Genomic DNA, 17,485 nt, shown 5'->3' with positions numbered 1-17,485 from the left:
AATACTTTTTTCTTCCGGTATCCCAAAAAGCTAATCATAAGGAAAGCGTAAATTTGTCTAATGTCCTTTGTCTCAAAGTATAACCGAATCGCACCAATATATGAGCTGATAGACCTGCCTCTGGAGCTTTTCTTTTTCCGGAAATGGAGAAAAGAAGCTCTTTCAAACCTGAGCGGAAAAGTTCTGGATGTCGGGGTTGGCACGGGAAGAAACCTGATTTATTATCCAGCAGGCTGCCGGGTGATAGGAATTGATAAAAGCGAAAAAATGCTCAGGAAAGCCCGGGAAAAAGCGAAAACCATGAAAAACGTCACTCTTTATCCTATGGATGCCGAACAGCTTGATTTCCCGGACAACAGCTTCGATTACGTGGTAACGACTTTCGTGCTCTGCACAATCCCTGACCCTGTAAAAGCTCTTAAGGAAATGAAGCGCGTTCTAAAACCATCCGGGGAACTGATAGCACTTGAACACGTACACAGCAGTTCCCCTTTTTTTGATCTTATGGAACATTTGATTAATCCGGTTCTATTTTTCCTGCTTGGAGATCATACTACACGAGATACTGTGAGGAATATCAAAAAAGCCGGATTCACGATTAAGGAAGAGAAAAGCCTGGCTTTCAGGGATGTTTTCAGGAAGATTCGAGCAAAACCATAGTCTTAAATCTGGCATATGTGAAACAAAAGATAGACCTCTTGGCTTTAACTGATGCCGTAAAGTGCAGCCCCAAGTGCTCCCGTTATCTGCGGCTCAGGGGGTACATAGAGTGAGGTGCCCAGCTCTTTTTCCAGAAATACCTTAATCCCGGCGTTCTTTGCCACACCTCCTACGAAAGCCAGGTTCTGCTTTAATCCAATCTGTCGTGCCATGGTAGCAACTCTTCTAGCTATGCTTTCAATTAGTCCGGCAGCAATATCCTCTTTTTTAAATCCTCTCGCTCGGAGAGATATAACCTCGGACTCGGCAAATACAGTACACATGCTTGTTATACTGGCGGGTTTTTCTGAGGCTAGCGCAAGGGGCCCCAATTCCTCTAAAGGAACCTCAAGAGCCTTTGCAGTGTACTCTAAGAATTTACCTGTGCCAGCCGCGCACTTGTCGTTCATTAAAAAATCGGTCACTTTGCCATCGTTAACCAGAATAACCTTGCTATCCTGACCTCCAATGTCAATAATTCCGCTGACATCAGGATAAAGATAGTGAGCACCCATTGCATGAGCAGTAATTTCGCTTATGGTTTTGTCGGCAAATTTTATGCTATTCCTTCCATATCCGGTCGCATACACTCCGCTCACAGAATTTCTATCAATTCCTGCATCAGCAAGCGCTTTTTTATATGCATTTTCTGCAGCGGATAACAAATCAAATGTGGTTGGTAATACCACGCTGGCGACTATCTTAACGTCGTTAAGAAGGACGGCTTTTGTGGTGGCTGAACCTGAATCTATTCCTGCTGAGATCATGAAAGCATCTCCATAAAAGCGTCTACCCGAAGTCCGATCTGTTCAATATCCGAACTGCTATAGTCAGTTTCGATAGAAAGCATTGGTATCCCTGTTTTCTTCAGCGCCTGCTGTACCTTATACTTCTCGATGTTATAGCCATGGCAGAACTGCAGAGTATAATACACCACACCATCGACTTTAAAATCTTTTGCAAGCTCCAGAATATTATCTATACGTCTATCGTTGGGCGTCATACAGGAGCAGGGTATTTTGAGGTAGCGTTCAGCCAGTGCAGTCATCGGATCTTTGTTTTCGTCAACCAGGTCCCAGAAAGATCTTGTGCCTGTACAGCTTTCCTCCACAACTATAACGCCGCCCCTGTTCTCTATTATTTCCGACACTTTTGTGTTGCCGCCAGCCATCGGACAACCGGATATCATTATTCTGGGTTTTTGTGGCAAATTCACCTTAACATGTTTCGCTTCATTGATAAGCATGAGAAGAGATTTTTTAAATTCCTCAGGCGAGAGGAAGTACTGTTTCTGCATTATCTTCAGGACATCAAGGTCACTAATCAATGGAGGGTCTGCTTTTCTCAGGTCATAAAGCCTGTGAAGTAGCTGTCTTGTCTCGTTCAGGGATTTTATTTCCTTTTTTAACTGCTCATCAGTGACCTTATTACCAGTCAACTGTTCCATTACGCCCTTGAATCTGTTAAGCTCTCCCAAAAAATATTTTATAGCTTCCGGGCTATCAGGTCTCTGCGGGAGATCGAGTACATAGGTAGGGATATAATTTCCCAGTAATTCATACATCTTTTTTTTACTATCACAGGTATTCTCAGCGACGATCATATCTACAAGGCTGAAATGAGAGCAGGATTTTACACCCGAGCAGCCGTCATTAACAATTGATCCAAAGGAAGATTTGACAAGAGGACAGATGTTTCTTGGCAAATACTGCTCTGCTATGGCTACGGTATCGTTTTTACCCCTACAGAGAATAACACGGTCAGCACCTGCTGCAAAGATGATCTCATCAGGCACAAACAGGCATAAAGTCCCAACTATCTTCTTTCCGGCTTTTTTTCCTGTGCTATCTGGCAAATTCGCGAGCTATACGAATTTTTGATATAATCAAGACTTTCGAAATGCGGCGTCATCTCAATAAGATACTTGTGACGGATACATTAAATTATTTTCCTGTTTCTGGAATGCGATTCTGATTTTCCGAATGTGGAAAATGGATAATGAGCAATTAGCAAAATTTATATCGTTGTCGAAAGGCAAAAATGATGAGAAATATTTTGACTTATTCCTCGAAGCTTTGAATAATAAAACTGAAGGCAAGGAGTATAAAATAAGCGAACTCCCAAGCAATCTAGTACAGGAACTTGAGAAATTTAAGATAGACACAATAACAGTTGCTAAATCGTGAGTTTAATTAAATTACTAAATTTATTTTCACCTTAATAAATCATTATAACTATTCCTGTGATCCCAATCAGAACGAGCAGCCTTAGAACCTGAGAAATCAGGATAGTTTTCATCCCTATCTTGGGACCGAAGATTCCCACGTAATGCGGGATATAGATTCTCAGGGTTCCGAGGCTTGTTATAATATTGCCTACCAGCAGGACAATTATGACTTCAATGCCGCTCAGGATTCCCTGTTCCATGAGGCTTGCTGCTAGCGTGTAGGCTGCAAGATGGCTTGCAAAAAGGGCTGCAATTACCGGGAGCCCTTCCACAGGCACGGGAAGGTACTCCGAAATAGGTTTAAGAAACGAGCCGAGGGAATCAAACACTCCCAGGTCTGTCAGGATAAAAACAAGGATGGTTACGGGCACCATCACTTTGAAAATTCTGGTTATGGTTTTCTTTGAGGTTTTCAGGCTTTCCTTAAAGGCTATTTTTAATTCTGGGGCTTCTTTCTTCTCAAACTCATCGAAATATACTTTCTCTCCTTTAAGCAGGAAATGACCGGCGATAAGTACTATCAGGGTTTTTACAAAGCCAACGAGAGTTATCAGTCCCACGTAGATAATCCCGGTTGTGCCGAGCAGGGGCACAAGTATTGGGATCAGGGTTCTCCAGTGCATGACAATGGCAGGGAAGGAGTTAAGAACCGCGGCTATTACCAGTTCGTCTTCTTTTATCATTCCTCCGTCGTACATGCTTTTAAGCGAAGCATTTGCTGACGATGTGGATGCAAAAGCTGTAAGGAAGCCCACACCGCATTCTTTTCTGAGATGGGCGTAGTTTGTGATCGGGCTTACCAGAAAATCAAATTTATAGAACCAGCCTAGGCTTACAAGAAGTTCTGCAAGGATAACCCCCAGGATTATTGAGGGACCCGTTTTTAAAAGATACTCAACCGAGTCCACAAAGGCGTCCAGTAACATTTGACATTATTCTTGTAACATGCTTTATTAATTTTTCTAAAAGATTTAATAAAAACTTTCAATAATTAATTCAATTTATGCATCCTCAATCGACAAAGTTTTCAAATAATCTTAGATTGATAAATTTTTAACCAGATATTTTCAAGCGATGAAGCAGTATCTTAATTTTATCCAGTTCTTCAAAAACCCATCTGGCAATCTTAAAGAAAATTCTCTTAAGCAATAATGAACAATTAATAAATGGATGCTGGAAAAAACAAAGCGGTACCTTGAGGTTACCAGAGTTTTTTTAAAGTACAATCTTATTCCTGAACTTTACCGGGATTTGCACACCAATTACATTTCGAATCCCGATTGTGCCTGTGCTTTTGATCTCGAGATCAGAAATACGGCTGTAAAGCTCAGACAGGCTTTCGAAGAGCTTGGGCCGACTTTCATCAAAATTGGACAGACAATGAGCAAGCGACCTGATCTTGTTCCACAGCCTTATGTCATAGAAATGGCAAACCTTCAGGACAAGGTTAAGCCGCTACCTTTTGAAGAGATGGCTGAATCTCTTGATCTTGCCTGTGTTTGTGAATACCAGACGCTTGCGGAGCGAAATCGGAAAAAGACGGAAGAGGAGCTTAAGGCTTCACGGGAAAGAAAAGCAAAAGCTTTTATTGAAATCTTTGACAGCTTTGACCCGGAACCGATTGCTAGCGGCTCGATTGCGCAGGTCTACAAAGGGATTTTGAAAGGCAAACCGGTTGCCGTCAAGATTCTCCGCCCAAACCTCATTGACATTATAAACATCGACCTCTCTATTCTGGATGATTTCAAGCCTGTAATGCGAAAGGTGCTTGGATTGGGGGGCAATTTCGATATTGATGCCTTCTTACTGGAGATTCGGGAGATGCTTACCCGCGAGGTCGACCTGAGAACTGAAGCCATTAATATGCGGCGTTTTGAAGACAATTTCAAGAACGTGAAAAATGTATCTGTACCCAAAGTTTATCCGGATTATTGTTCAGCCAATGTCCTTACAATGGAATACATCCACGGAACCCAGATTAAAGACATAATTAATATGCCTGTGCCTCAAAGCAAGAAATCGGAATATACACGTACCATTACCAGAAGTTACCTAAAGCAGGTCTATATCGACGGCTTTTACCATGCTGACCCTCATGGGGGCAATATGCTGGTTCAGGAAAACGATACCATAGCTTTTATCGATTTCGGGGCTGTGGGCAGTATTGATAAAGAGCTTCAGAAGCACATGCTGGAGTTTTACTATGCCATCCACAACAGGGACGTGGAAGGGGCAACCCAGGGTTTCCTGAAAATTGGGGGTGCGAATGCACGGGATGTTGACATCCGCAGGCTCAGGAAAGATATGGACAGCCTGATTGCAAACCAGAACTATGGGCTTGAAGGCAGACAAAGCGACAATTACGCAAAACTCGGTCTGAAATATAATATCCGGCTGCCCGGGGAATTTTCAACCCTGCAGAGAGCGATCCTGCTTATAGAAGGGGTCTGTCTGGAACTGGATCCGAGATACAATATTAAAACTATTGCAATTCCTGTTCTCATGGAAGCTTATAAAAAGCTTAATGAGCCGAAAGGGCATGCTATCCACATCGAATTTTCCACTGAACCTGTGGACGAAAAGGCTGAAATAAGGGCAACAATTCGGGAAGTTGCCGATAAATTGGAAGAAATGGGGGATAGATTCCTTTCTTTAAAGCAGGAAGAAAGCAGGAAAACGGTTTTTTCGAAAGAACTCTACCTTGCTGTCCTGCTTATTATCTCAGCGTATATCCTGTTAAATGGTGGTACTTTTTCCTGGGTTGGGTTGGCTGGAATCGGAGCATCTATCTTGATAGTCCTTGTTGCTACAATTCGGGGAGATTGAGGGTATATTTAATCTGTAAAGGGCTGGGTGAGCAAAAATTCCATAATAAAACCTGTGAAACACAAAAACAGAAATAGGTAAAATAAAGCTTAAATTCAATTCAAACCATATAATAATATAAAAATGGGGATTAAAAAATTACGGGTAAAAGATTACGGGTAAAAGATTACAGGTAAAAATTACAGGTAAAAAATCCAGAACTTACTAACGGGGGGTTGGATCTCTGACACAGGAGACCTTAAAAATTGAGGGGATAGAGTGTAATCACTGCATCTTAAGGGTTGGGAGAACTATTGCTTCCGTCCAGGGTGTAACTGTGGTTGATGTAAATCCGAAAACAAAAGAAGCTGTTGTGGAATTCGAGGAGACCAGAACCGACCTGGAAGAAATCAAGGCTGCCGTGCGGGAAGCAGGGTACGAGCCTTTATAATTCTGTTTCTCTCTTTTCTTTATTTTCTGATGTGCTTAACTGATCTCAAGGTGCAGACAATAAATGGATTTACTCCAATATTCTACACGCACACGCAGTCAGTTACATCTCTCCTTTTCAATAATATTAGTATTTTTTAATCATTTCTTTTATTGTATTAATTAAGGGTTGCAAATCTAGCTCCAGTTTACTAAGTTTATCATCTGTTATGTTTTATGTTGTCAGGACTTATAATTTTTTAAACACAATGTTAGTTTCATTATCAGTAGCGTAATAAATCTAAAAAGATCGCTTGCTACAAAAGCACATATAAGGGGAACTTAGAAGGAATTATTTCTAATATAATAATGCTTTTATATTTACTTGGTACATAAATATTAACCGGCATGCTAAGCGTGCTGGTATATTAAACATACAACTTGGATATAACGGGGGGAGTAACAGAGATGGTTAAGTCTGGAATCACAAAGTCAGTGTTACTGCTGGTATCTATAGGATTGATAATAGCCGGACTGGTGCAGCCGGTTGCAGGAGCTGCAGATAAAGGAAAATCCAGCGGACAGGTCTGTGTTTGTAAGGAATACTCCAACAATACCACCATGGATTGTGAAAAAGATTACTGCAACAATGTTACCATGAAATGTGTAGAAAACTACACTTGTTGTTTATTGGATTGTGGAGAAGACTACTGCAATGATACTATGGACTGTAAAGAGGGCTATGATTGTTGCGTATATAACTGTGAACAGGCATACAATCGTTGCTTGATGGGCTGCGAAACAGATTATGGCAACAATACCACCATGGATTGTGAAAAGGATTATTGCAACAAGACCGTGATGCCCTGTATGATGGATAACGACTCAATGAATGACACTACGATGCCCTGTATGATGGATAATGACTCAATGAATGACACCATGATGCCCTGTATGATGGGTAACTACTCAATGAAGGACATCAAGATGCTCTACTGTATGCACCACTGCATGCATTGCATGATGGGAAATAATTCAATGATGTGTGCCGATTCAATGAACAAGACCGTGATGCCCTGTATGATGGATAACGACTCAATGAATGACACTACGATGCCCTGTATGATGGATAACGACTCAATGAATGACACCATGATGCCCTGTATGATGGATAATGACTCAATGAATGATATCAAGATGCCCTACTGTATGCACCACTGCATGCATTGCATGATGGGAAATAATTCTATGATGGGCAACGATTCAATGAACAAAACTATGATGTGTTGTATGATGCACTGTATGAAAGGGAATCTTTCAGAGAACGCAACTATGATGCCCTGTATGATGAAAGATCATGCAGACAATGCTGCTATGATGCCCTGTATGATGAAAAATTACACGGGCAATAATGAAAGCTGCTGCCCGGCTTGAATGGATCAAAACACAGGTTAAGCTCACGTCAATCCATGTTATGCATTATTTGTCAATGTAAGAAAGTGAGCATAAGAAAGTGAGCAGAACTCATTCAGTGGATAAAATAGTCTATAATGCCTGTAAGCAGAGTAAATTATAATAAAATCTTAGATTTTGCCTGCTTTTATTTTTTAGTGCCTGTGCAGGCATTATTAATTTTTATAGGTAATCTCTGAGGATCTGTCAATATTGTCTTTTCTGAAAGCAAGAGTATTCTCTAGATCAGCTATTTTTTTCAGCTAAAGCCCGCGGGAAAACCGAATTTTTATCAATAAAACTGAAATAGAGCTGGTATTTCCCTGAAGCAGACTGCCAGCATTATCCTGAAGTTTATAGCAGTGGATATTATAGCAGTGGATAATAAAAATGCCAAAAAAGTAATAGACTCTGATTGTGCTTAGAGAATATTCAAAAAGACCAAAACTAAAAAGAACATTTGGATCAGTTACATTAACCTGATTCTGCGCAAAGAATTTGTGACAAACGTGACATATACCTATTTAATCCTGAAGTATTCCAGAAAATTATTATGATATAATCCTTAAATAAAATTAAACGGAGATTGAAAACATGGCTCAGGAAATCATAAAAGTCGAAGGCATGTCCTGCATGCATTGCCAGTTGAGGGTTAAAAAAGCCGTTGAAGCCGTAGAGGGTGTGAAGAGGGCGGACGTAAATCTTCAGACTAAACAGGTAACTATTGAATATGAAGAAGGAAAGGTAAATCTCGAAGATGTCAAGGCTGCAATCAGAGAAACCGGATATGAACCTCTGTGATATGTCACTCCATATAGCATTTTCAAAGAATTTATTATATACTAAAAATACAGATTTTTACTAGATTAACTATTTGGATAAAGCAACTAGAAAAACAGTTATGCTGCGGGGGGTGAACATATCGGGGAGACAACATTCATAGTAGACGACCTTGTATGCAGGTACTGCAAGGACATGGTCACAAAGCTCATTACCTCTATTAATGGGGTTTCCAGAGTAGATATCAATATTCCTGAAAGAACCGTAAATGTAGCCTATGACAGCCGGGTAACTGATGCATATGTCATACAGATGACCCTGCTTAAAGCTGGCTACAAAACCATAGAAGAGCCCAGAAGAGTTCACTGAATGCCGGGTAATCCTGAAAAACTGAACAGGCGGCACATTTGATGGAAGTTACCATTGGAGTTTACGGCATGACCTGTGGTCACTGCCAGAAAAGAGTAGCGGATGCCATTTCTTCTCTTGAGGGAATAGAATCCGTTGATGTAAATCTCGAATCCGAATACGCCACATTTAGCTTTGATCCTGAAAAAATAACCCTGGAAGACATAAAGGCAGCTATCCGGAAGGCGGGATACTCAACAGAACGCGAAAAAACACAGGAAGAATCACAGGCGGAATTTTTTGGGGCAGCAGAAGCGGCGGGGACAGAAACAGAGGCTGAGGAAAGGACCTTGACGGAACCAGAGGGATCAGAAGAGGCTCCTCAAGCCTGTCCCCAGGATCTAACCTGTGAGCTGCCAGCAGGAGAAGCCTCGCAAGTCTCAGAGCCGAAAACCGGTTTAAAAGAAATCACGCTAGGAGTTTCTGGCATGACCTGCTCAGCCTGCGTCGCAAATATTGAGAGAGTATTAAAAAAGAAAGCAGGAGTGAGTTCAGTAGTTGTCAATCTGGAACTTGGAAGGGCAAAAGTCGGTTTTGATCCCTCGCTTATCTCTCCTAAGGAGATTGAAGATACTATCGAATCAATCGGATATAAGGTAGAGAAGGATACGGTAACTCTTAACCTCGAAGGTATGAGTTGCGCCTCCTGCGCTGCAAATATCGAGAGAGTTCTTAATAAGACCGACGGCGTGATTTCGGCTTCAGTAAATTTCCCACTTGAAAAGGCAGTTGTGGAATTCGACTCAGCCCAGATTTCCGTAAGAGAGATTATTGCTGCGGTACGGAGAATTGGTTATGGGGCATCAGTCCGGACTGAAGCTGTGGAATATGAAGACAGAGAGCAGATATCAAGGGAGGCTGAGATCCAAAAGCAGAAAAATAACCTGATTATTGCTGCTGTGCTTGGAATTCCGGTTGCTATCGGGAATATGGGTATGCTGTTTCCTTCTCTTATGGGGTTTATTCCTTCCTTCCTCTTCGACCCAGTAGTGCTTTTTATATTGTCAACCCTCATCCTTATCTTCCCTGGCAGGCAGTTTTTTGTCGGGACTTTTAAAGGTTTCAGGCACGGCGTAACCGATATGGATCTGCTGATTGCCGGAGGGACAGGGTCTGCCTACATAATCAGCGTAGCAGCAACATTTTTTGATCTCGGACCCGGGTATGATACTCTCTATTACGATACGGTAGCTCTCCTTATACTTTTCATCGTGCTTGGTAGGTATCTCGAAGCCAGGGCAAGGAGCCGGACTTCGGAAGCAATAAGAAAATTGATGGGACTCAGGGCAAAGACCTCCCGAATTCTTGTGGATGGTGTGGAGAAAGAGGTTCCTGTAGAAGATGTCGTGGTTGGCGACATTGTTGTTGTTCGCCCAGGAGAGAAAATTCCGGTTGACGGGGTTGTAGTTGAAGGCAGTTCGGCAGTGGATGAGTCAATGCTTACCGGTGAGAGTATTCCTGTAGAGAAAAGCCCAGGCAGCACGGTTATCGGGGCTACGCTAAATAAAACAGGAACTTTTAATTTCCGGGCTACTAAAGTTGGGGCTGATACCGCTCTTGCCCAGATAATCAGGCTTGTTGAAAATACTCAGACCTCTAAAGCCCCAATCCAGAGGGTTGCGGATGTCTTTGCTGGCAACTTCATAATAGCGGTGCATATTCTTACCCTTCTCGCCTTTTTCTTCTGGTTCTTCGTAGGCTACTGGCGCTTTGATGTATCCACATCTATGGGAGGAATCAGCCCCTTCCTCTTTTCCCTGCTTATAGGCATTACAATCCTTGTGATCTCATGCCCATGCGCGGTTGGGCTTGCAACTCCTGCAGCCATCATGGTGGGCACTGGTCGGGGAGCGGAAAACGGGATCCTCATAAAAGGTGGGGAAGCCCTCGAGAGGGCACATAAGCTTGATACTATAGTTTTCGACAAAACCGGAACTCTTACGGAAGGCACTCCAAAACTCACAGATGTGTTTGCAGCCCCTGGTAATGAAAAGGAACAGGTGCTTTTTATAGCTGCAACGGCTGAAAAGGGATCGGAACATCCCCTGGGAGAAGCTATTGTAAAGGGAGCTGAGGAGATGAAGATCAGCCCCGGAAAAGCAGAAAATTTCCGTTCAATTCCGGGAAAGGGTGTTGAAGCTTATTTTGAGGGAAAGCAAATCCTGCTCGGCACACGTAAACTTATGGAAGAGTACGGGATCTCCTTTGAGATCCTTGAGCCTGAAATGCGTGCATTTGAGGAAGATGGAAAAACTGCGATGCTCGTGGCGTATGAGAAAAAAATCATGGGCATTGTTGCAGTTGCCGATACCCTTAAGGAGACCTCCAGGGAAGCAGTTGAGACCCTGAAAAAAATGGGAATCGAGGTAGCTATGATTACAGGAGACAATGCCATTACAGCAGGTGCGATATCCAGACAATTAGGTATCTCAAGAGTGCTTGCTGAGGTGCTTCCTGAGGATAAGGCAAATGAAATTAAAAAACTTCAGGATGAAGGAAAGCTTGTCGGGATGGTAGGTGACGGCATTAATGACGCTCCTGCATTGATCCAGTCTGATGTGGGAATTGCAATGGGAGCGGGCACTGATGTAGCAATGGAGTCCGCAGAAATCGTACTTATAAAGAACGACCCCAGAGATGTGGTCGTGGCTCTTAAGCTGAGCCGGCTTACTATCCGCAAGATCAAACAGAACCTGTTCTGGGCTTTTGGATATAATTCGATAGGTATTCCTATTGCAGCCGGGATTCTTTATCCTGTTTTTAATCGAATATTGATTACACCAGAACTTGCTGCTGCCTTTATGGCTTTGAGCTCAGTCTCGGTGACTACCAATTCCCTGCTAATGAAAAGAAGCAAACTTAAATGAATCAGAGAATGCTTTCGGTGCTTAGCAAAGATGTATAAATAGGATGGTTAAGCAGAGGAGTAATCAAAACAGTAAATTGAGATAAATAATCAGGGAAGTAATCAAAATAATAAATTAATAAATAATTAGGAAAGTAATCAAAATAGTAAATTAATAAATAATTAAGAGAGCAATTTAAAATAAAAATCAGGATAGGTAATCGGGAGAATTATATGGTATATTTTGGATCCGCGGAAAACAAGCAAAGAATAGTTTTTTTGTTAAGTCTTGCCACTTCAATACTGCTTGTTGTTCTTTTCCTTTCAGGATCTCTTTTAACCAATATATCAAGAGGAGAAATAGCCTACACCCGAGTAGACATGGCTGCGGGTTCTATTTTTGTTTTTGTTATTTCTATGATAATTTCGCTGTCTCTATGGCCCAGAGTAGCGGATAGGCTTGAAGAGAGGGAAGATCGCAATAAAGCCTCAGCATGATTTCTTCGGGCAGAGCTGTTTTAGACAGGGAGTATATTCCTGAATCTATAAGATCCAGTAAAAAATAAATAGGGAGTCACTCCGGAAAATTAAGCAATTATTCAAACGCGGTAAATTTGTCCTTAAGCGCTCCACATACTGGGCACACGTCCGGGGCTTCTCCCTCAAGAGTGTATCCGCATACTTCACAGATCTGGACAGGACCAAGCTCTATGTCCTTTCCTGAGCTCACCTGCTCCAGTGCTCTTTCGAAAAGCTGTTTATGCAATTTTTCACTGGCATATGACCATTCAAAACTTCTCTGCGCGCCTTTTTCTCCCTGGAATTTTGCAACTTCTATATATGAAGGATACATTTCCTCAATCTCAAATGTCTCCCCAGCAATTGCCAGTTTAAGGTTTTTTACTGTATCCCCTGGACCAAAGGCTCCCATGCTGTTTGCGACAAATCCCCCATCGAGATGTCTTAGTTCCCTGTAATGGTCTCCTGCATGTACATATTCAGCATGGGCAATCGCGCGAAATAAACGGGCTACGTTACTGAATTTCTCTTTTTCCGCCTGATTTCCAAAATGTAAGTATCTCATATGAGCCTGGCTTTCTCCTCCGAATGCATTGATAAGATGCTGCTCTGTCATTTTTTTCATTTGAAAACCTCTTCTTTAAAAATCCAATTATACATATATTCAGGACTTAAGCAGTTGAGAAACAACATTAAAATGAGAAGGTCTGTTGCTGATTTTCCCGACTCAACTGCATAAGTCCCCGATTACCTTACTCAATTTTTACATCAATGGCGTTTTCAAAAGGCTGCTGATAAGGTACGGTAACTTTAAGTATACCGTTTGAGTACTTGGCTGTCGCTTTTTCCGGGACAACCGGACAGCAGATTGCATAGCTGTCCACATATTCGACTCCTTCCTTGGTAGCTCTCACATAAAAGCCGTCTTCTGTGATCTTAAAAGTAATATCTTTCTTTTCTACCCCCGGAAGGATGACCTCAATTTCAAGATTCTCATACTTTTCGTCAGGATATGCGCATATAGATGGTGAAACTTTTGTCATATCTGCCATTAAATTACCCCCAAATAACATCATCAATTAATGTATTTATATATTTTCTTTCGGTTAAGTAATCTGTTAACGTTAAAATGACTGCAATTTCATTCATTTTAACTCTTAAATTAATAAGCTTATGGAAAAATAAATAAAAACAAATTATGTCTATATTCTTCAATATGGGGGGAACTTTAATACATCTTTAGAGATCATATTAATTAATTATTTTTACATAAAATATTTTTACGTAAGGTTTTTTAATATATTCTTTTCAGATTGAGATTAACAGCGAGTGTTTGTACATGAGAGAATCCGTAAGAAAACTGGGGCTTATAGGAGCCGGCCTCTGGGCAATAACCGAGGACAGGATAAATGAACTTGTAAAGGAACTTGTTGATAAAGGAGACATCAATAAAGAAGAAGGTAAAAAAGTTGTCCAGGAAATGCTGGAAGAAAGAAAAAGACAGAAGCTCGATCTTGAGAAGAAAATCTCAGAGAAAATTCAGGAGTCAATCTCGAAAATCGATATTTTTACTAAAAAAGACATGAATGAGCTTGAATCCAGGATACAGAAACTAGAAGAAGAAATTCAGAGAATCAAAAACAAGGAAAAGATGTTTTTTAAGTGAAACCGATTATTCCATGGTTTTTCACTTCTTTCCTTTACATCTCTAATTCTTCAATTACTATCTCTTCTTCAGGGCTTGCATTCTCAAGCAAACCTTCGAGTTCTGCCATATCAGAATCAAGACTCTGGATTTCGGCTTGCGTAAGTTCTATTTCCAGATCTTCAGCGGATATCCCGTTTCCTGCCTCAGCGGCGTTTGGATCTGCCTCTGACTTTTCCATTTCAGATGTATCGTTTCCTAGACAACCGGATCCTGCAAGCCAGATAATTAAGGCTGACAGTACGAGCAGGTGAGTGAATTTAACCATTTTCTGTCTCCTTTATCATGTAATTTTTCTTTCAGTAGGTTCTTCCAGTCTCATCCCCTGAGCAAATTTTTTCTATCTGCAGTTTCAGGCTGTTCTCAAGTTAATTCAATGCCTTTTCTAATTTAAATTCTTTATATTTTTAATTTGGGTTTTGTTAAGTTTCCGAGCTAAATTATGTTATATTAACTTCAGATCCTTTGTCTCTCTCGATTTCATAATTCTTCAATTCGCCGAACATTTTCCTGAGTATCTTATTCGCCTTACTAATATCATTGAGGGATTGACGAAGGTAATTATTCGCCTTTTGCAGATCCTCCCGAGTGGTATTCTCACTACTATAGATAGAATCTGCCGCTTCTTTCTTTTCCTGTGCGGATTTTATATATGATATATAACTGGCAAGTTCAGTTTCAAGCTCAGCGGTGTTAACGCCCGTTTTTTTCATGTCCTCTACTTTTATACTAAGATTTTCAGAGAGGTTTTCGGATTTCTTAAGAGATTCTCCTATTTTCTCACTGACAGTCTCCCCTGCGCTTGAAAGGCTGGTTTTCTCGGCATTATTCCATATTTCGCGTACAGACCTAACCACAACAACAAGTTCTTCATGGCTTGATGCTTTTGCAATATTTGTCCTCTCGATCTCAAGCAGTTTTATATTTTTATCGATGTCAACAATTTTTTCTTCTGTTCCGCTCCCTTTTGAGTATTCTATGTTGCTCTTTACGTATGAAAGGTGAGCTATCATATATTCAATACTTGAGTTAAGGTAGAACTTTGTGGCATTTAGAGCCTCTTCGGAATCAAGGTCAAGTTCTTCTCTCTGAATACTATTCCTGATCTTGAGAAAATCTTCTTTTGCTTTACGGTACTCTTGCTTATGAAACTGGAGTTCTTCCTGTAATTGTTTTATTCCCTGTTTATGCTCGGAAATTTCATTTCTATTTTTTGAGCTGAGATTCTTTTGTTCTTGTTTCACATCAGATTCAGTACTGCTTGCCCCATTTATGCTGTCAGTCCCATTCATATATGAACCGTGGGGATCTTCACGCATGTACTGATTCGGATTGTCGTTTTCATGTTCTGAAGAATCTCTGGCAGCGAAGGAGTCTCCTGACAGCAAACTGAGTAATGTTAATACTATCGTAAAACAAGCCAGATAGTGTAATACTCTCGATTTTTTCATCTGACTGCCTCCGTTTACAAGTTGTTATGCTGTTATATAGATCAAGGTAAATATAAGCACTCTTTTTCAAAAGGATCATATTAACAGGAAGATATGAGCTTTTAAGCTTGATGAGCTGTCTATTCCCTTGATAAAGCTTTAATACGCATTTATTTTTTTTGCATCTCTTTGTAAGGAAAAGTAAAAGATTTATGTTAAAAAATCGATTAACCTTGTGTGAATTTTAGAAAGCTCTGCAGGTTTGCACTTGTCCTCTTCCTGATTATAGTCCTTCAGGGAGATGCAACAGCGGCCAAGATTCAAGGAACAGTTTACGAATGGTACACTTTCAAGCCTCTTAACAACTCAATTGTAGAAATTAATTCCACCCCAGAACAGAACTTCATTGCAACGGATTCACATTATTCTTTCAACCTCACCCCTGGCACCTATACAATAACTGCAAACTATCTTGAAGGAAACAGGATTGTTTATACAGCTACGGAAGAGGTTGTAATTTCAGATGATGGAGAGTATGTGCATGATCTTCTCCTGTTCCCCCCCTCTAATGAGGAGCTTCTGAATCAGGATGAATTAGAAGCACCTGTTCTGGATTATGAGGAGATGGGACCTGTATCCCCACCACCAGGCTCTCAGTATACCTTTTTAGGTTCGGCTCTCCTCGCTCTCATAGTCCTTATGCTGGCTGGCTACTTTTTAAAGAAGAGCCTTGATAAACCGGCATACACCCATTTTCCCGAGGAAAACCGACAGCCATACCTGCTGGAGCCTGAAGAACCCATAAAGGATGCAGTATTCTCTAAAGAAGCTAAAATCAATACAGCAGAAAACATTGTAAAAAATTCAGAAACTAACTCTGCTCAGCCTAATCTGGAGTCCGAAGAGATACCTGAAACTGGTGAGGTTTTACAGCAGAGAACCGAGTCTGAAGAAGAGGCTCAGGACTCTCTTCTTAAGGAAGAGGAGCCCGGTAAATCGAGTTCGGAGTCCGCGAAACATTCAAAAATTAATCTCCCAGATGATCTAAAAGAAATTTTGGAGCTAGTTCGTGCCAGCGGAAACCGGATCAGCCAGAGAGAACTGAGGAAAAAATCTCCTTATTCGGAGTCCAAAGTCAGCCTTATGCTCTCGGACCTTGAAGAGCGTGGGCTCATTGAGAAATTCAAAAGAGGAAGGGGAAATATAATCCGCATTCCTGATGTTCATATCTCCAAACAAGCAGAACTTAGAAAAAAGAAGGAGTAAGCAAATATTGTACCCTTTGAATTCTTTTTTGAAGGGACATAAACAGTAAACTATATAACTTAATTCATCTACTAAGCAGCAGAAAGGGTTAACAATGTTTGGAATACGCGGTATATTTGAATATCCTTTTTAATTTCTTATGCTCGGAAACTGCTTGCCTGATATAACTGCGTTAATAACAAATCGGAGTAACAGGGTTCTGCTTCGCGGGAACGGATCTGAAAAGCATTTAACAGAATATCAAATTATAAAAATCAGATTTAAGGAGCTAGATGGCTGGATCAGAACCAGATACTCCGATATATCATCTCAACCCTGATAGTAAGCTGCTAATACAATATTTGACAGATCACTATTTAGATTGCACAAGGGATTATTAAAAAACCTACGAGGGACAACATGCGAGTTTCCATGGACATTGAGTTAAAAGATGTACCCGGGCAGATGCTTTTAGCCCTCCAGCCTCTTTCGGAATGTAAGGCTAACCTGATAACAGTAGTACATCACCACCAGAGGAGAACCCCCAGAAAAACAGTGCCTGTAAAGCTTGTACTTGAAACAAAGCCTGAAAACATTGAGATAATAAAGGCAAAGCTGGAAGAGAACGGAATTCGAGTGGTAAGAGTCGGAGAACACCGTTTCAGGGAGAGCGTAAACGTAGTGCTCATCGGACATGTGGTTCATACAGGGATCCAGGATACGATTGATGAGATTGACAAAACTGGCTTTGCTGAAGTTGTGGATCTCTCCCTTTCCATGCCCGGTATCAATATGCTTTCTTCAGCTCTAATGAAAATTAATGCTATTAGTAAAGAGGATATGCAAAAGGCACTTTCCATCCTCAAAGAAGTCTCGGCAAAGAAAGACCTGCTTATGGTTCTTCCAATAGATGTTCAGGCCTGAAAAAAATTATAGGAGAT

19 protein-coding genes are annotated in these 17,485 nt (G+C 41.0%); 12 read left to right on the top strand and 7 right to left on the bottom strand.

Annotation, left to right across the window (positions count from 1 at the left end):
• The first annotated feature begins 60 nt into the window (after positions 1 to 60).
• Positions 61 to 660, top strand: a complete 600-nt coding sequence (locus MSTHT_RS05130) for a class I SAM-dependent methyltransferase (RefSeq protein ID WP_048166855.1) — start codon at positions 61 to 63, stop codon at positions 658 to 660.
• 44 nt (positions 661 to 704) lie between these two features.
• Here the strand turns inward: MSTHT_RS05130 and MSTHT_RS05125 are convergent, their stop codons facing one another.
• Both MSTHT_RS05125 and MSTHT_RS05120 read right to left on the bottom strand, forming a co-directional pair.
• The gene (locus MSTHT_RS05125) at positions 705 to 1,466 is read right to left on the bottom strand and encodes an acyl-CoA dehydratase activase (RefSeq protein ID WP_048166854.1); all 762 of its coding nucleotides are present in this window, start codon (positions 1,464 to 1,466) and stop codon (positions 705 to 707) included.
• Complete coding sequence (locus tag MSTHT_RS05120) at positions 1,463 to 2,554, bottom strand: double-cubane-cluster-containing anaerobic reductase (RefSeq protein ID WP_231588204.1); 1,092 nt, start codon at positions 2,552 to 2,554, stop codon at positions 1,463 to 1,465. Before MSTHT_RS05120 ends, MSTHT_RS05125 begins: the two co-directional genes overlap by 4 nt.
• Positions 2,555 to 2,681: 127 nt before the next feature.
• Here MSTHT_RS05120 and MSTHT_RS05115 point away from each other — a divergent pair, with 127 nt between their 5' ends.
• Complete coding sequence (locus MSTHT_RS05115) at positions 2,682 to 2,885, top strand: hypothetical protein (RefSeq protein WP_048166853.1); 204 nt, start codon at positions 2,682 to 2,684, stop codon at positions 2,883 to 2,885.
• A gap of 31 nt (positions 2,886 to 2,916) precedes the next feature.
• On the opposite strand, the gene MSTHT_RS05110 is transcribed toward MSTHT_RS05115, so the two are convergent.
• Positions 2,917 to 3,852 (bottom strand): nucleoside recognition domain-containing protein, encoded by a 936-nt coding sequence (locus MSTHT_RS05110; protein ID WP_048166852.1) that lies wholly within the window; start codon positions 3,850 to 3,852, stop codon positions 2,917 to 2,919.
• A 244-nt stretch (positions 3,853 to 4,096) separates the two neighbouring features.
• Here MSTHT_RS05110 and MSTHT_RS05105 point away from each other — a divergent pair, with 244 nt between their 5' ends.
• From MSTHT_RS05105 to MSTHT_RS05075, 7 genes are all read left to right on the top strand, one after another.
• Positions 4,097 to 5,752, top strand: a complete 1,656-nt coding sequence (locus MSTHT_RS05105) for an ABC1 kinase family protein (RefSeq protein ID WP_048166851.1) — start codon at positions 4,097 to 4,099, stop codon at positions 5,750 to 5,752.
• A 223-nt stretch (positions 5,753 to 5,975) separates the two neighbouring features.
• Positions 5,976 to 6,182: a heavy-metal-associated domain-containing protein gene (locus MSTHT_RS14010; protein WP_082086773.1), complete on the top strand. Its 207-nt coding sequence runs from the start codon at positions 5,976 to 5,978 to the stop codon at positions 6,180 to 6,182.
• A gap of 446 nt (positions 6,183 to 6,628) precedes the next feature.
• Positions 6,629 to 7,594 carry a hypothetical protein gene (locus MSTHT_RS05095; protein WP_048166849.1) on the top strand — a complete coding sequence of 322 codons (966 nt, stop codon included), beginning with the start codon at positions 6,629 to 6,631 and terminating at the stop codon, positions 7,592 to 7,594.
• Positions 7,595 to 8,206: 612 nt separating this feature from the next.
• On the top strand, positions 8,207 to 8,413 hold the full coding sequence (locus MSTHT_RS05090) for a heavy-metal-associated domain-containing protein (RefSeq protein WP_048166848.1): 207 nt from the start codon (positions 8,207 to 8,209) through the stop codon (positions 8,411 to 8,413).
• Positions 8,414 to 8,533: 120 nt separating this feature from the next.
• Positions 8,534 to 8,761, top strand: coding sequence for a heavy-metal-associated domain-containing protein (locus tag MSTHT_RS05085; protein WP_048166847.1), 228 nt, complete (start codon positions 8,534 to 8,536; stop codon positions 8,759 to 8,761).
• A gap of 41 nt (positions 8,762 to 8,802) precedes the next feature.
• Positions 8,803 to 11,667: a heavy metal translocating P-type ATPase gene (locus MSTHT_RS05080; protein WP_048166846.1), complete on the top strand. Its 2,865-nt coding sequence runs from the start codon at positions 8,803 to 8,805 to the stop codon at positions 11,665 to 11,667.
• A 212-nt stretch (positions 11,668 to 11,879) separates the two neighbouring features.
• Entirely contained in the window at positions 11,880 to 12,143 is a 264-nt protein-coding gene (locus MSTHT_RS05075; protein ID WP_048166845.1) for a hypothetical protein, read from the top strand.
• Between the two features lie 97 nt (positions 12,144 to 12,240).
• Here the strand turns inward: MSTHT_RS05075 and MSTHT_RS05070 are convergent, their stop codons facing one another.
• Positions 12,241 to 12,789, bottom strand: a complete 549-nt coding sequence (locus MSTHT_RS05070) for a rubrerythrin family protein (protein ID WP_048166844.1) — start codon at positions 12,787 to 12,789, stop codon at positions 12,241 to 12,243.
• 127 nt (positions 12,790 to 12,916) lie between these two features.
• A complete protein-coding gene (locus tag MSTHT_RS05065; RefSeq protein ID WP_048166843.1) occupies positions 12,917 to 13,216 on the bottom strand; it encodes an Hsp20/alpha crystallin family protein in 300 nt (99 codons plus the stop codon).
• Positions 13,217 to 13,503: 287 nt separating this feature from the next.
• Here MSTHT_RS05065 and MSTHT_RS05060 point away from each other — a divergent pair, with 287 nt between their 5' ends.
• The gene (locus MSTHT_RS05060; RefSeq protein WP_048166842.1) at positions 13,504 to 13,830 is read left to right on the top strand and encodes a phasin family protein; all 327 of its coding nucleotides are present in this window, start codon (positions 13,504 to 13,506) and stop codon (positions 13,828 to 13,830) included.
• A gap of 34 nt (positions 13,831 to 13,864) precedes the next feature.
• Here the strand turns inward: MSTHT_RS05060 and MSTHT_RS05055 are convergent, their stop codons facing one another.
• The gene (locus tag MSTHT_RS05055) at positions 13,865 to 14,137 is read right to left on the bottom strand and encodes a hypothetical protein (protein WP_048166841.1); all 273 of its coding nucleotides are present in this window, start codon (positions 14,135 to 14,137) and stop codon (positions 13,865 to 13,867) included.
• Between the two features lie 172 nt (positions 14,138 to 14,309).
• The gene (locus MSTHT_RS14770) at positions 14,310 to 15,320 is read right to left on the bottom strand and encodes a coiled-coil domain-containing protein (protein ID WP_048166840.1); all 1,011 of its coding nucleotides are present in this window, start codon (positions 15,318 to 15,320) and stop codon (positions 14,310 to 14,312) included.
• 216 nt (positions 15,321 to 15,536) lie between these two features.
• Between MSTHT_RS14770 and MSTHT_RS05045 the strand changes: the two genes are divergently transcribed.
• Both MSTHT_RS05045 and MSTHT_RS05040 read left to right on the top strand, forming a co-directional pair.
• Complete coding sequence (locus MSTHT_RS05045) at positions 15,537 to 16,565, top strand: helix-turn-helix transcriptional regulator (protein ID WP_048166839.1); 1,029 nt, start codon at positions 15,537 to 15,539, stop codon at positions 16,563 to 16,565.
• Positions 16,566 to 16,964: 399 nt separating this feature from the next.
• Positions 16,965 to 17,468, top strand: a complete 504-nt coding sequence (locus MSTHT_RS05040; RefSeq protein WP_048166838.1) for an amino acid-binding protein — start codon at positions 16,965 to 16,967, stop codon at positions 17,466 to 17,468.
• Positions 17,469 to 17,485 lie beyond the last annotated feature (17 nt).

Origin of the sequence: Methanosarcina thermophila TM-1, assembly GCF_000969885.1 — an archaeon.
GTDB classification, from domain to species: Archaea; Halobacteriota; Methanosarcinia; order Methanosarcinales; family Methanosarcinaceae; genus Methanosarcina; species Methanosarcina thermophila.
The sequence above is the reverse complement of the archived record's forward strand: the minus strand, read 5'-3'. Positions and strand labels throughout refer to the sequence as shown.